This window comes from Pseudoflavonifractor gallinarum (genome assembly GCF_014982855.1).
Taxonomy (GTDB): domain Bacteria; phylum Bacillota; class Clostridia; order Oscillospirales; family Oscillospiraceae; genus Pseudoflavonifractor_A; species Pseudoflavonifractor_A gallinarum.
Genome location: NZ_JADCKF010000013.1, coordinates 25,787 through 41,073 on the forward strand (window position 1 = coordinate 25,787; position 15,287 = coordinate 41,073).

Here is a 15,287-nt window from a genome sequence, read left to right on the forward strand (position 1 = left end):
TTAGAGCGCCATGGGGCCCATGGCCTCGTGGAGTTCGTCGGTGATGGCGCCGTGGAAGAGGCCTCCGGCAAAGCCGTGGAGGGTCTCCAGACGCTCGGGGAGCTGCTCAGGGGTGAGCTTGCCCACCGTAGAGAGATCCTGGTCCAGAATGAAGCGGGGCTTGGGATCCTGCTTCCCGCCGTTGAGCAGGCCGGGACCGGCGTGGAGCTTCAGGCGGCTGTCGGTGCCCAGACGGGTCTCAATGTCCAGAGAGCACTTGTTGACTTCCTTCTCGTCCACATCGGGCTCGCCCAGGATACCGATATAGGGGCTCTGGAGCAGATCGTCCCACAGAAGGTCGGTCAGGCCCAGGCGCTCCTTGGAGATGGCGTTGACGTAGCGCAGGCCCACCCGCTCAAAATAGTCGGCGTGGTAGATCTGCAGGAAAGCGGCCACGGCCTTGTCCAGCTTCAGGGCAAAATCCTCCCAGCGGGTGTAGCGCAGGGTGGACAGAGCGATAAAGTTGCTGGTCAGATTCAGCTTCCAGAATCCGTCCTGAGTGATGAAATTATAGTTGGTGATGGGGGGCTGCTGCTCCACCTTGGCGTCGGGGGTGCCCAGACCGGTGATCTTGGGGGCGGGACGCTCCTGCCGGGCCACAAACTGCGGGAATTCGTGCCGGATGGCCTCCTGGAACTCCGCAGGCTCCTGAGAGCCGATGGAGAGGATGGTGGGGAAGCGGAGCTGGCAGATCACCTCAATGAGGGGGCTGCGCTGGTAGAGGCAGCGCTCGTACTTGGCAAATAGCATAGGGTCGTGTTCCTCCTGTATTTTGTTCGGGTCTGTTCAGGGACAGGGGCCCGTTCATGGGTATATTCTCTACTATTATAATGCGTAACAATAAAAGTAACAAGAGAGAATGGTGGATATTTCTGTTTTTTACACAATCCATACCGAAACGGTGACCGGGAAAAAGAGGGCGCGCACCCTTTTCCAGCGGCGGAATAGGATAAGACAGCAACGGAACATGGAGGAGGAGTTGTGCCATGAAACATGAGTGGAATATCTGGGTGGTGGGCGGAGACCAGCGGCAGGCGCAGCTGGCCGTCCAGCTGGCCAGAGACGGACATACGGTTCATACCTATGCCCTGGAGCGGGCGGGGGAACTGGGGGAGGGTGTGGAGCCGGAACGGGATCTGCGGGGGGCCGTGCGGGCGGACTGCGTGATCCTTCCCCTGCCTGTGACCGGAGAGGGGACGCTGCTCAACACCCCGCTGTCAGAGGGGAGCCTTCCCCTGGCCGAAGTGCTGGACCGCCTGCGCCCGGGCCAGATCGTCTGCGCCGGGCTGGTCACGCCGCCGGTGGCCGCGCTGGCGGATGCCCGGGGACTGACCCTGCACGACTATTTTGCCCGGGAAGAGCTTGCCATAGCCAACGCGGTGCCTACGGCCGAGGGGGCGATCCAGATCGCCATGGAGGAGCTGCCCATCACCCTGCACGGCGCCCGGGTGCTCGTGGTGGGTTACGGGCGCCTGGGAAGAGCACTGGCCCCCCGGCTGGCGGCGCTGGGCGCCCGGGTGAGCGTGGCCGCCCGGAAGTGGTCCGATCTGGCCTGGATCGAGGCGGAGGGCTACGGGGTGGAACACAGCGGGCAGCTGCGGGGCTGGCTGTGCGGCTATGATCTGATCCTCAATACCGTACCGGCCCGGCTCCTGGAGGAGGAGACCCTGCGGGATCTGAAACCGGGCTGCCTGGTACTGGACCTGGCCTCCAAGCCAGGGGGGGCGGGTGTGGCATTGGGAAGGCATAGGACGACCTTACCTTATATATAATGGAAGCACGACGGCAGAGGAGGAATGGAACATGAAGCCGGAATGCCATGTGCGTGAGACCTATGCCCAAGAAGGGCCCGACCTGATGCAATGTCTGGAGGAGCTGCTGCGCGCCGGGAAGGAGGAGCCGCCGTGTCCCTTCCAAAGGTAGGGCTGTACCTCCGCCTCTCCCGGGAGGACGAGGGGGAGAGCGACCAGTCCATGAGCATCGCCAACCAAAAGACCTTTTTGCTCCAGTATGTCCGGCAGCAGGGCTGGCCGGTGACGGAAATCTATGCGGATGACGGATACACCGGTACCAATTTTGACCGCCCCGCGTTCCAGCGCCTGCTGGGGGACATCCGGAAAAAGCGCATCGACCTGGTGATTACCAAGGACCTGTCCCGGCTGGGGCGGGATCAGATCGGAACGGTCTACTACTATCAGTGCTTTTTCCCGGCTCATGGAGTGCGCTATGTGGCAGTGAGCGAGGGGTTCGATACCGCCGCCGGACATACCTCCATCGCGCTGCCCTTTCTGGCAGCGGCCAATGACTTCTATACCGCCGATATCTCCCGAAAGGTCCGCGCCGCTCTGGATGCACGGCGGCGGAGCGGGGCTTTTATCGGGGCATCCCCTCCTCTGGGGTACCGGAAGGACCCGGAACAGCGGGGAAAGCTCCTGGTGGACGGGGAGCGGCGCTGGATCGTAGAGGAGGTTTTTCGCCGCTATCTGGAGAGCGGCTCGGTCCGGGGAACCGCCCGGGCGCTGAGTGCCGCCCAGGTGCCCACCCCCGCCCAGTGCCGGGGAGAGAGTTCCCAGGGCGTGTGGAGCGATACCATGGTGCGGCGCATCCTGACCAATCCCACCTATGCCGGGCACCTCACCCAGAACCGCAGCGAAAAGGCCAGTTACAAGATCACACGGCGGATCGCCCACCCGCCGGAGGCATGGACGGTGGTGCCCTACACCCATGAGGCCATCATTCCACAGGCCCAGTTCGACCGGGTGCAGGAGCTGCTGCGCCGGCGCAGCTACCGGCCGCCTGTGGGGGAGGCCCATCTCCTCACCGGACTGGCCTTCTGCGCCGCCTGCGGCTCCCCCATGAGCTATGTGCGGGAGGGAGCGCGGAGTTACATGGTCTGTCAGGGCTACCGACGGGGGAGTAAGCGGTGTACCTCCCACCGGGTGCGGGAGGACGCGGTGCTCTCCGCCCTGGGGGAGTTGCTGCGCACCCTGGTCCGGGCGATCGACCCGGGAGAATTGGCGGCGCGCACCCTGCCCCAGACCGGAGACGAAACGCTCCGCCGCCGCGGGGAGCTGGAGCGGGCCCTCCAGGCCTGCCGCCGCCGGACAGTCCATCTCTACCGGGATCAGGAGGAGGGGGTGATCACCCGGACGGAATTTCAGGAGCTCCTCCTGGAAAACCGGCGGCGGCGGGAGGAGCTGGAAGCACGGCTGGGTGCGCTCCCCTCGGCTCCACGAAACGACCCGGCCTGGTGGACCGAGCGGGTGCGGGAGACCCTGACCTTTGCACCGTTGACCCGCCCGGCCGTGCTGTCCCTGGTGGATCGGGTGCTGGTGGAGGAGGGAAAACAAGTGGAGATCCGGTTCCGCTTTCGGATGCTGGCAGCAGAAACTGTGCAGAATCGATAAAGAGACGGTCGAAAAATAGGGAAACGGGAGGAATACTAAACAACCAGCATACTTGCATCCGGGACTTATTTGTGCTACAATGTTACCGTTACAGAAGTTCTTAATATATCTTTAAATCTTTCAGGAAAAATTTTTAAAATGTAACCGATTTGTGACCGAAGGATGTTATACTCTGTAACAGAAGCGATCTCCCGCCGGAGAGCATGCTCCGGCAAGCTTACAAGTTGGAAAAGAGCAAACCATGTGAAAGCATGGGACGCAAAGCTAGAAAGCTAACACGGCCATGTGCCGCTACGCTCGTTCGGCTGCCCAGACAAAGACGTTCGGTCTGCCGATGCGTTGAGCTCTTTTCCTGGAATGGATCCTGTTCGCGCCGCAGACAGTTCGTCTGCGGCGCTGTTTTTTCACCTCTGAAACAGCGGAAACAGAACGATTTAAAAGAAATAAAAAATGTACATCCAAATCTTGAAATGTAACCGTTCTGTGACCGCAGGGTGCTATACTCAGATTCAGAAAGTGAGCTTCCGGGCGGGAAGGTCCCCCGGTCTCCCAGTCTGAGAAAGCGAGGTGAGGGCGCAGTGCCCAAAGCAGTTAAAGTCCTCTGGAACACCCTGACCACCATTCTGGCGGTGATCGTGGTGGGCGTGGCCGTCCTTCTGGTGGGCGTACGTCTGGTGGGGTTGACCCCCTACGTAGTGCTCAGCGGAAGTATGGAGCCGACCTATCCCACCGGTTCCCTGATCTATGTGAAGGATGTGGAGCCACAGGATGTGAAGGTGGGCGACCCCATCACCTTTGTCTTGAATGAGGATCTGACTGTTGCCACCCATCGGGTGATTGAAGTCAATGAGACCGACGGCTGGTTCCGCACACAGGGGGATGCCAATGACAGTCCCGACGGAAGCCCGGTTCTTTTCGAGAACCTGATCGGAGTACCCCAGTTCTGTATTCCAAAGCTGGGCTTCCTCACCGATTTCCTCACCCACGCCCCGGGCATGTATGTGGGATGGAGTGTGATCGCCGTGTTGCTGATCCTGCTCTTCACACCGGAGATTCTGAAATGGGCCGAGGATTCGGACAAGAAGGCCGCCGCCAAGAAAGCGGGCAAGGCCGATGACGCAGGGGGAACGCCGAAAGGCAGTAAATAGATTCGACCCGGTACTCGCAAAGATCCAGACCAACCAATGTTCTTTAAGAAGAGAAAGGAGCAAACACAATGAACGTGAAGAAAGTTGCTGCTACTACCGCAGCCCTGTCCCTGACCGCAGCCGTCGCCGTGGGCGGCACCTTGGCTTGGCTGACTGCCAAGACGGATACTATCGAGAATACCTTTACCATCGGCAACGTAGGCATCAAGCTGCAGGAAAAGCAGGGTGAGGACTGGAAGACTGCGGGTGCGGGCTTTAGTGGTCAGCAGTATACCGTCACGCCCGGTATCGATATTACCAAAGAAGCCAAAGTAACGGTGGATGATGGAAGCGAAAAGAGCATTGTCTATCTGAAGGTAGTGAAGCAGGGCGACTTTGATAAATACTTTGACGCTACTGTAGATACCAATAATTGGGCTCCGCTGGCGGGACATGAGAACTACTATTGGGCAGTTGCAGAGGAGAATGCCGAACTGGGGATTCTTACTGATAACAAGGTGGACCCCAATGAGAGCACACTGGTAAATGGTGTTCAGCTCAATGGTGTGGCTCTCTCCTTCCAGGCTGCCGCTATTCAGTATGACGGTCTGACCGGTGAGGGTGACGCTGCTAAGGCGGCTGATGGCTTCAGCAAGCTGCCTGATGGCTTCGCGCAGTAATTTACTTCAAACAATTCTAGTTATTGCAACACAGCAACAAACTTAGAAAGGAAGCATGACGTATGAACATGAAGAAGAAACTGGTTGCGGGCGGCCTCGTGGCCTGCATGGGCGCGACTCTCATCGGCGGCGCCACCCTGGCTTACTTTACTGACAAAGATGAGGCCGACAACGTTTTTACTGTGGGTAATGTGGGCATCGACCTGACCGAGCCCAACTGGGATGCCACTGGCAAGGAAGAGGCAAAGGAGGCTTATCCTGGCGAGCCTCTGGCCAAGGATCCTACGGTCACCAACACGGGTGCCAACCCCTGCGTTGTGCGCATTAAGGTTGAGTGGGACGCGGAGATTGGTAAGATGGATTACCGTACGGACTATGTCACCGGTAAGCTGGGTGACAACTGGGTTGACGGCGGAGACGGCTACTTCTACTATACAAAAGCGCTGAATAAGGGCGATGTGACCGACGCTCTGTTTGACCAGATCGTGGTTCCCACAACGCTGACCAATGATGATGCTGCGACAGAATACAACGTGAAGGTGACCGCTTATGCGGCACAGGCGCAGGGCATTTTCACCAGCTATAAAGACATGGAAGACGGTATCAGCGCGGAAGAGCTGCCCACCGTGCAGGCGTTCTTCAATACTGCTTTTGCTCCCGCGCCCTAACCTTTAGTACATCCGTACCGAATCGAATTGAATATGGGCGGCGGGGCATTTCCCCGCCCCGCCGCCCTAAGGACGTTCCCAGCACTGCCTGTTGGGATTCCCTACCAGAACGGGAGTGCCGCTTCCCCAGGCACTCCTATTCGTCCCTAAAGCGTTATTGAATTTGTGAAGAGGAAAGGCGGGAGATGACATGAAAAAACGACTCGCAGCGGGCGGCGTTGCGCTGTCCCTGCTGGCCATCCTGGGCATCGGAACCGCGGCGTATTTCGTGACCGATGGCAGGGCCGAGAACAAGATCACCATGGGTACTGTCGATCTGACCCTGACTGAAACGGTAAATGGCGAGTTAGTGGGCGAGACCACCCACCAGCTCAACGGCATTCTCCCTGGCCAGACCGTGGATCAGGTGGCAGAGATCAAGAATACCGGCAATCAGGACTACTGGCTCCGGGTGCGGGCGGACGTGAGCGTTACCGCAGCCCAGCAGGCCGCCGATCTGGACAGCAGCGTGATTTCCTTTAATTGGGATGAGAAGCAGTGGGTAGAAAAGGACGGCTGGTACTACTACCCCTCCGCCGTGCCTGCCGGTGAGACCGTGACCCCCTTTGATGCGGTCACCTTTGCCGCCAAGGCCGGAAATGAGTATCAGGGCTGCACCATTGACATCGATGTGGAGGCCCAGGCCGTCCAGGTCAAGAACAATGAGATTCCCGCAGGTGGCTCCGTCCTGGATGTCCAGGGCTGGCCCGAGACGGTCACCCCGTAAGGAAAGAGGTGTGATGCAGTATGTATAACTGGAAGAAACGCCTGTTGGCGGCTGTGCTGGCCGGTTGTATGACCGTCGGTCTGATGGCGCCCGCACTGGCGACCGTGGGCGGGGAGGATACCGCGTCCACCGCGGTGGACCCCGGCTTCAGCGTGGACCCGGTGTACCCTGTGGAGCCCACCGATCCGGTGGAGCCCGTAGAGCCCACTCCGCCCGTGGAGACCGAGATTCCCGACGGGGAGATCCCTCTGGATCCCGGCTTCAACGTCCCCGACTATGCCAATATGTCCACCGAGGAGCTGTATGAGGTGGTCAAGGACCTCTCCGACGAGGACCGCGCCATTGTTTACAGCCTCCTGACCGAAGAGCAGATCGCCGCTCTGGAAGAGTATGAGAAGGCGATGGAGCTGCCGGAGGTTGACATGGAGGCAGCTCAGGCTCTGTTGGATGAGCTTTCCGCTATTGATCCTATGGCGAGTGACTTTGTAATTCGCGATTATCTTCTTACATTGACAGAGGAAGAATGGGCTTTGCTGGAGTTGGTTCTCCAGCCTGAAGAAGTAGAGAATCTGCGTAGTTACCTCTCTCTTTCTGAGATAGAAGTAGAAGAGGATACTAGTGAAGCCCCTCCATTTACAAGCGTTGGACCGCTTCTGCCAGATGGAGGAACCTCCTTTTCGGAAGCTACCATGAATGAGCAACCCATGCAACGTATGGCACGCACGATGGCTTCGATGGAACCGCGAGGGGGAAATTATGTTGAGCCTGCGGAGGGGCTGCTAGTTAATAAAACCGTTTCTGCAGTAGAGGGGAATCCAAACCGCTTTGTGATCAATATGACGGCGGAAGCAAAATCCAATATTGTGGAAACTAGTGTGCCCTGTGATATTGTTCTGGTTCTGGATGTATCAGGAAGTATGGCAGGCAATAAATTAACTGACCTCAAAAATGCGGTAAACGGATTTTTGGATACCATTTTACAAAACTCTCCGGACAGCAGGGTATCAATCGTTTCGTATTCTAATGGGGCAAATGTTAACGCTTACTTGACTGACATATCGGACGGCATCGATAGGCTGAAAGGCGTAGTCAATAATCTTAGCGCAGGCGGCGGAACATACTCCAATAAAGGTTTGGAACAGGCCTACTACGTTTTAAATGGGATTTCAAACTCCGACCCCATGTATGATAATTCCCGTGCGGTAGTTTTGTTCACAGATGGTATACCTGGCAGCGGTTCGTGGTCTGGCTTATTTGGAGAGGATGCTGAAACACACGAATGTGCACAGAGCTCTATCTATTGGGGACAAGTGTTAAAAGCGCCAAAGGGTAGTCCGGTCAATGTCGATGCAGCAGATAGTTTTTATGGACATCATGGCATGGATTTTGTTACACGTGATTGGCCATGGGAAAGCTACTGGTTGAGAGATAATCGCAAAAATATGCCTGGATGTGGTGCGACAGTTTACACGGTCGGGTTGGGCCTTCCTCAAAATGATGTAAAAATCAATGAGTATATGTACCGAACTTCCAGTAGTCGACCGGACGGTACACACGTAGTCGAATGGGGTAATGGCGGATATTTTGATAATCGTACCCGCAATATTCCTGATGGCTACTATCTGACTACAGATAATAGCGGTGAGCTGAATGATATCTTTGAGAAGATTGCCAATCAGACCGGAAAACCGATTGAAGGTATCAAAATTCGGGACTATATTTCTCCGCAGTTCAACATTGTAGATACAGGAGGAAATGTACTCGGTGTCGGCGATACCTTTACTCAGGGAGGCTATACAGGAACCATAGGCGAAGATGACAACGGACTCTATATTGAGTGGACGGACGTCAACTTGAAGCCAATGGAACCCGGAAAGCCAGACACTGCGCAGAAATTTAATGAGAGCATCTATGTGGAACCTAAGAGTGGATTCTTGGGGGGCAATAGTGTGCCCACCAATATTGCGGATATTTCCGGCGTCTATGACACAGACGGTGACTGCATCGGCAGTTTCCCCGAGCCGAAGGTAGATGTGGCCATTCAGCCGTTGACTCTCAATGGAAACAACGTCAATATCTATTATGGCAACGATGCGCCTGCTCCTGAAGATCTGGTAAGCTGGGGCGGCACTCCGCTGAGCGAGCTGGAGCCTTGGCAGACTGCGTATGTCAACGTTAGCGCAACTGTCACAAATACGATCAACAATACAACAGACGGTAGCTATGATGTTGCGGTTACTGTAACGCCTAAGAGTGAGGCATGTGGTATCGGCACGCCGGCAGTTGAGCAGACTGATTCTGCACAGGGTACGGTCAACGTCTTTAAGCTGTATGTAACCTATCAGGACACGACTGTGACACAGGGCGAAACATCGGACTATGCAGACAATCTGGTGGATCAGGTTTGGAAGCATGGCGATGTGACAGATGAAAACGTTGCCATGATGGGTAGCAGACCGACTCTGAGCTTTGCCTATGATCCTGAGGATGGGGAGGTTATCGGAACCGGCGATATCAATGTTAAGGTAGCTGTGACAAAAGATGGAACCCCGTATGGTGGAGTTGTCTTTGTGTGGCAGTCTGGCAATGGATGTGCTGGATGTACTGATCCTAATCCCGATGCGCAGTTCCGTATCCATATCTTTGTGCCCGAGTTCACCTTCACGCTGACCAAGGAGTTGACTGCGGCGGCTGACGGTGAGCAGACCTTTGTGTTCCACATCGAAGGTACGGGAGTGGATATGACCGTGGCGCTGACCATTCCCAATGGCGGAACCTCTGCGTCCAAGCAGATCACCCTGCCCAGCGGTACTTACACCGTGACCGAGGACAGCGACTGGTCCTGGAAGTATGAGAAGAACAACCAGTCCTTTGAGGTAACTAAGGACGGTGATACGGCTGAGTTCACCAACACCCGCAACGACAAGAACTGGCTGGGCGGCAGCCACAGCGTGGAGAACGACTTTGCGCCGGTAAACAGCGGTTCTTCCGATCAGACCATCGACACCCTGGACGCCCTGGTGCCGCCTCTGCCCACCGGCGAGAAGAAGCAGGAGAACGAGGACGACCAGAAGAAGACCGAGCCCGATCCCGGCGAAGACCCGGATTTGGACGGCATGACACAGGAGGGAGGCGTGGACCATGTTTGATCGCAAGCATAACGAGGGGAAGCGCGCCTTCCGTAAGTGGAAATGGCTGCCTGCAGCCTGTGCGCTGGCGCTGGCCCTCACCGTAACGGTGGGGGGCACGCTGGCCTGGCTGGCAACGCACACTGACCCGGTGACCAATACCTTTGAGATGGGACAGGTTACACCGGTAGTCACGGAGGATTTCGAGCAGAATACTGATGTGAAGAAAGATGTCAGCGTCCGAAATAACGGCAACGTGCCCGCCTATATCCGTGTGGCTCTGGTCGCCACTTGGGAAAATGGTAGCGGCGATGTGAAGCCCGCCGATCTGGACAAGCTGAACATTGACTGGGGCCCCGAGGGAGGCAGCGAAAGTGCTGGCGCGCCGGGCAACGGCTGGATTAAACTGGGTGACTACTATTATTACCAGGCTCCGGTCGCCGGACAGGATTTTACCAACAATCTGATTGCAGAAGCCACGGTAAGAACTGATAGCGAACAGCCCGAGGGCTACCACATGAATCTCCAGGTCATTGCCGACTCCATCCAGGCCGCGCCCGCTGAAGCAGTAAAGACCACGTGGGGTGTTACGCTGGACAACGCTGGAAACATTAACGGCCTGACGAATGCAGGTTAAGGAGGTGACCAACCATGAAAAAGAATAAACTCCGCGCTCTGTTGGCGGGAGGCGTGGCCGTGGCTATGCTGTGCGGCGTCATGGCGGTCACCGCTTTGGCCGACACTGGCGTACCTACCGTGACCTATAACCACGCAAACAAGCAGTTTGAGTTCCGCAATGTGAGTACAAACAACGAGACTGTGGAAGAGGGCTATCCCAACCTGTTCCAGGAGCTTACCAATCTGATGCCCGGCGATGAAAAGAGCCAGGAGATCAAGGTGAATGCCTCTGGGTTGGGTTCTGGCTCTGTGGTGATTTGGCTGAAAGCTGAGTCCAGCAAGGATCCTGAGGCTCAGGCTGACTATGCCAAGCTGCTGACGGCTATGGATGAGCAGGGTGTGACCCTGAGCATCACAGAAAAAGACGGCAAGCCCATCAATGACGTCAATGGCGATCCTGTGACCGAGCTGAGCGCAAAGCTGAGCGAGGGGCTGCGCCTGGGCCGCTTCTATGGGAGCGACGATGAGCGCAACCTGGTCGTTAAGCTGAGCATCCCGGTCACGGTGGGCAATGAGTTCCAGGGTCTGGCTGCTGGAATCGACTGGGTCTTTACTGCACAGTATGAGCCCGGCGGCGATGGCGGCGACGGTGGCGGCGGCGGAACCGACATCACCGATCCCGAGACCCCGTTGGGAGACCTGCCTGAGCTGGAGAAGGGCGACCACTTCGCCTACATTGTGGGCCGCGACGACGGAAAGGTCCATCCCGAGGATGAGATCAACCGCGCTGAGGTGGCTACGATCTTCTTCCGCCTGCTGAAGGAGGACTCCCGCAACCAGTACTGGATGACCACCAACCCGTACAGCGATGTGCCGGCTGACGCCTGGTTCAACAAGGCGGTCTCTACGCTGACCAACGCCAAGATCATCTACGGCCGCTCCGGCGGGATCTTTGATCCCAACGCCCCCATTACCCGCGCTGAGTTCGCGGCAATGGCGGTCCGCTTCTTCGGCAGCGGCTATGATGGCCCGGATATGTTCAGTGACATCTCCGGCCACTGGGCTCAGGATGCCATCAACAAGGCGGCCAACGAGGGCATCATCAGCGGTTACACCGACGGCACCTTCCGTCCGGACAACAACATCACCCGCGCGGAGGCAATCTCCATCATCAACCGGGTGCTGGACCGCCGGCCCCATGCCGACCACCTGCTGGATGGTATGACCACCTGGCCCGACAACATGGATACTTCTGCTTGGTACTACACTGCCATCCAGGAGGCCACCAACTCCCACAACTATGATCCCTCGGAAGAGCGGGACGAGAACGACAACCAGTTTGAGATCTGGACCGAACTCCTTCCCGTCCGTGACTGGGCCACGCTGGAGCGCGCCTGGACTGATTCCAACGCCTCCGCAAACCCTGGCGACGTCATGTATGTCTCTTCCAGTGAGAGCTATGTGGTAAAGTAATTTCATCCAGAGCAAGGAAACAGGCCCTGCCGGTTACGGCAGGGCCTGTTTTTGTGTGTGTTGAAAAATTTCAAAAATGTACTGCGCTATATCAAAATGTAACCGAGATGTAACCACGGTAGGATATACTCATAATCAAAGAGCGTAACCGCCTGAATGTCAGATGGGAGGCGACACACGTGAGAGAGACCTTCGTGGTCCAAGTGATCAGTGCTCAGAATGCCACCTGGCAGGGTGTCGTCACTTGGGCTGAGGGCAAACGGAAACAACCCTTTCGAAGCGCGCTGGAATTGCTGAAACTCATTGACAGTTCTCTGGAAGAAGAAGCTGCTGATGAGGCTCAGGAGGAATGAGCGCAGATCCAATGACCAATCGTGAGAAAGGCGTTCTCACAAAGAGGGGAAGCAAGGTGCTCCCAATCATATGAAAAAGGAGAGAGCGATCATGTTGGCAAAGAGACAGAGTCTAAAGCGCGTCTTAGCGTCTGTTCTGTCCGTCATTATGCTGCTGGGCCTGATGCCCACGGCGGCGCTGGCGGCCGGAGAAGGCACCGTTGATCTGGCTGGAGGTGCTGTGGAGAGCAAGTCCCCCTACGATTTGGGGAATACACCCGGGATCGATGGGCAGAAGGATGATATTTACGTAAAAGAATATCATCTCATGACCCGTGAGTCCTTCCAGAATTACTGCTGGGAGCAGGCGGGGAATGAGGTCCCTGCTGGGGATTGGGTTACCGCGCTGGTCCTGAATGGTATGCGGATTGTGGCTAAGGATGGTGCGGAGACTGCCAGACAGGCTGATATCACGGGCGGAGACGGCTATAATGTCTATGGCAATGTGGAGTGGAGCGGACTGACCCGCTACATCCAGCCGGACGAGGTTGCGGAGATCGTGCTCTATGGTACCTATGTCGATAACTACATGAAAGAGGGCTGGCTCTTCGACTATCCCTGGTTTGACATTAAGAGCTTTGAGTACCATATCCCGGCGGATCAGTTTGTGTTCGATGCGTACGATGACAACTGGAACTGCCAGGAGTTCTGTGAGGTGTGGTTTAAGGATGAGGCTCCCGAGCCTCCCGAGCAGAAGGTTTTCTCCGCGGAAGTAAGCTTTACCTATGGTTACGAGGGTGAAGAGGCCAAGGCTGTTCCCGCCGAAAAGATGCCTGAAATTCCCCTGAACGACAAGGGTGTTTATTTGATTTCCCTCCTGGAGGATAAGCTGGAGGGTTGGACACAGGATGGCGAGAAGTATACCAAGGATTTTGGTGCGGCAATCCCTGATACAATCACCGTAGATGACGTCACCTACACCCTGACAACTCAGGACAAGACCATCGCCATCAGCGAGCAGGGCGAGCACAAGACCTTCCACTATACCAAGTCTGTTCCCACCCAGGCAAGCGTGGATCTGGAGATCCAGAAGGCAGTCAAGGCCAGCCAGCAGGGCAGCGGTGCCCCGGCGGAGACCTTCCGTTTCTTCCTGGTAGATACCACGAATGGTATCAATCGGCCTGTGGAGACGAAATCCATGGTGACCACCGGTGTGGGCAGCTATACCGAGCATATCAATCTGACCTATACGGCTGCCGGCGAGTATACCTATGAGCTGTGCGAGCTGCCTGACGGGGCCAAGGACTGGACCTATGATGTGAACGCGATCTATCGCTTCCAGGTCGTAGTGACGGAGCAGAACGGCAAGCTGACGGCTGAGCTGAAGGATCAGAGCGGCAACGCAATCGATGGTAAGTTTGCCTTTACCAACACCTACAATGGCTTCTATCAGCCCGACGAGGAGCGGCTTGTGGTTCTTCAGGGCGGTGTCCGCCAGGCGGACGGGAGCCTGAAGCAGCTGTATCTGGAGAGCTATCACGTCTCGGTCAATGAGCCCTACGACATGACCGATGAGCTGGCTACTCTGGAAAAGGAGCACTGCACTGGATACAACCGTAAGGAAGTGTTCGGCAACCTGAAGGGCGAGGCCGGAAATTCCGATGTCAAGATCCTGGTGGAGTATGCCAAGCCTGTTTCCGGTCAGGCAAATGTGGATCTGGAGATCCAGAAGGCGGTCAAGGCCAGCCAGCAGGGCAGCAATGCCCCGGCGGAGACCTTCCATTTCTTCCTGGTGGACACCACGAATGGTGTCAATCAGCCTGTGGAGACGAAGTCCATGGTGACCACCGGCGTGGGCAGCTATGCCGAGCATATCAATCTGACCTATACGGCTGCCGGCAAGTATACCTATGAGCTGTGCGAGCTGCCTGGCAAGGCCGAGGACTGGACCTATGATCTGAATGCGATCTATCGCTTCCAGGTCGTGGTGACCGCGGATAACGAGGGCAAGCTGACGGCTGAGCTGAAGGATCAGAACGGCAATGCGATCGATGGTAAGTTTGCCTTTACCAACACCTACAATGGCTTCTATCAGCCCGCCGGAGAGCGGCTTGTGGTTCTTCAGGGCGGTGTCCGCCAGGCGGACGGCAGCCTGAAGCAGCTGTATCTGGAGAGCTATCACGTCTCGGTCAATGAGCCCTACGACATGACCGATGAGCTGGCTGCTCTGGAAAAGGAGCACTGCGCTGGATACACGCAGAAGGAAGTGTTTGGCAACCTGAAGGGTGAGGCCGGAAATTCCGATGTCAAGATCCTGGTGGAGTACACCAAGAACGAGACCCCGGAGACCGAGGGCACACTGACCATCCAGGTGGTGAACGAGAACGCCACACCGAATAGCTTCACTATCGTTGTGACCGGTCCCGATGATTTCCGCAAGGAGATCTCCAGCAGTGAGATGACCGGCCTGCAGACGATCCTTTCCAACCTGAAGCCCGGCACCTACACCGTGGTGGAGAGCGGCGCCGGTCTGAGCGAGTATGATCTCGTTGTCACCTATATGGTGGGGGATCAGAATGGCAACACCGTAGATGTGACTGCCGGCAGCAGCCAGACCATGGTGATCACGAATACATATGTCCGTGACGATGGCGGCGATGGTGGTGACGGTGGCGACGGCGGAAATACCGGCGATGGTGGTGACGGTGGCAACACGCCCACCCCCACTCCGACGCCCACTCCGGAGGAAGAGATCCCCGACGAGAACACGCCTCTGGGCCCCGGCCCTGAGGAGCCCGGCACCGGTACCGAGTCTGGCACTGGCACCGAGCAGCCCGGCACCGGCACCGGCGACGGCGAGGGCGAAGCGGTCGTGGATATCGACGACGGGGAGACTCCTCTCGGAAACCTGCCCCAGACCGGTATGGTCGCCACGCCTGTGAATCCGGCTGTGACGGCTGGCCTGGTGGCCCTGGCCTTCTCTATGGTAGGCGCTGGCCTGCATCTCTCCTTCTCCCGGAAGAAGGGTGAGGAAGAGGACTGAGCCTCT

12 protein-coding genes and 1 riboswitch are annotated in these 15,287 nt (G+C 57.0%); of the genes, 11 read left to right on the forward strand and 1 reads right to left on the reverse strand.

Going from position 1 to position 15,287, the window contains the following annotated elements:
• The gene (locus INF37_RS13295; RefSeq protein WP_101691033.1) at nt 1-789 is read right to left on the reverse strand and encodes a TIGR04255 family protein; all 789 of its coding nucleotides are present in this window, start codon (nt 787-789) and stop codon (nt 1-3) included.
• Between the two features lie 236 nt (nt 790-1,025).
• Here INF37_RS13295 and INF37_RS13300 point away from each other — a divergent pair, with 236 nt between their 5' ends.
• The 11 genes from INF37_RS13300 to INF37_RS13350 all read left to right on the forward strand — a co-directional run bounded on the left by INF37_RS13300 (nt 1,026) and on the right by INF37_RS13350 (nt 15,281).
• The gene (locus INF37_RS13300; RefSeq protein WP_193538796.1) at nt 1,026-1,811 is read left to right on the forward strand and encodes a dipicolinate synthase subunit DpsA; all 786 of its coding nucleotides are present in this window, start codon (nt 1,026-1,028) and stop codon (nt 1,809-1,811) included.
• 132 nt (nt 1,812-1,943) lie between these two features.
• Nucleotides 1,944-3,446, forward strand: coding sequence for a recombinase family protein (locus INF37_RS13305; RefSeq protein ID WP_193538798.1), 1,503 nt, complete (start codon nt 1,944-1,946; stop codon nt 3,444-3,446).
• A 223-nt stretch (nt 3,447-3,669) separates the two neighbouring features.
• Nucleotides 3,670-3,759: riboswitch (cyclic di-GMP riboswitch) on the forward strand.
• 265 nt (nt 3,760-4,024) lie between these two features.
• The gene (locus INF37_RS13310; protein WP_193538800.1) at nt 4,025-4,594 is read left to right on the forward strand and encodes a signal peptidase I; all 570 of its coding nucleotides are present in this window, start codon (nt 4,025-4,027) and stop codon (nt 4,592-4,594) included.
• A 68-nt stretch (nt 4,595-4,662) separates the two neighbouring features.
• A complete protein-coding gene (locus tag INF37_RS13315; RefSeq protein WP_193538801.1) occupies nt 4,663-5,253 on the forward strand; it encodes a SipW-dependent-type signal peptide-containing protein in 591 nt (196 codons plus the stop codon).
• 62 nt (nt 5,254-5,315) lie between these two features.
• The gene (locus INF37_RS13320; protein WP_193538803.1) at nt 5,316-5,921 is read left to right on the forward strand and encodes a TasA family protein; all 606 of its coding nucleotides are present in this window, start codon (nt 5,316-5,318) and stop codon (nt 5,919-5,921) included.
• Between the two features lie 190 nt (nt 5,922-6,111).
• Nucleotides 6,112-6,687 carry a TasA family protein gene (locus tag INF37_RS13325; protein WP_193538805.1) on the forward strand — a complete coding sequence of 192 codons (576 nt, stop codon included), beginning with the start codon at nt 6,112-6,114 and terminating at the stop codon, nt 6,685-6,687.
• A gap of 20 nt (nt 6,688-6,707) precedes the next feature.
• Entirely contained in the window at nt 6,708-9,836 is a 3,129-nt protein-coding gene (locus tag INF37_RS13330) for a VWA domain-containing protein (RefSeq protein ID WP_193538807.1), read from the forward strand.
• Nucleotides 9,829-10,452, forward strand: coding sequence for a hypothetical protein (locus tag INF37_RS13335; RefSeq protein WP_193538809.1), 624 nt, complete (start codon nt 9,829-9,831; stop codon nt 10,450-10,452). Before INF37_RS13330 ends, INF37_RS13335 begins: the two co-directional genes overlap by 8 nt.
• Nucleotides 10,453-10,466: 14 nt before the next feature.
• Nucleotides 10,467-11,906, forward strand: coding sequence for an S-layer homology domain-containing protein (locus INF37_RS13340; protein WP_101691042.1), 1,440 nt, complete (start codon nt 10,467-10,469; stop codon nt 11,904-11,906).
• 179 nt (nt 11,907-12,085) lie between these two features.
• Nucleotides 12,086-12,259, forward strand: a complete 174-nt coding sequence (locus INF37_RS13345) for a hypothetical protein (protein ID WP_328821083.1) — start codon at nt 12,086-12,088, stop codon at nt 12,257-12,259.
• Between the two features lie 91 nt (nt 12,260-12,350).
• Nucleotides 12,351-15,281: a Spy0128 family protein gene (locus tag INF37_RS13350; RefSeq protein ID WP_193538811.1), complete on the forward strand. Its 2,931-nt coding sequence runs from the start codon at nt 12,351-12,353 to the stop codon at nt 15,279-15,281.
• Nucleotides 15,282-15,287 lie beyond the last annotated feature (6 nt).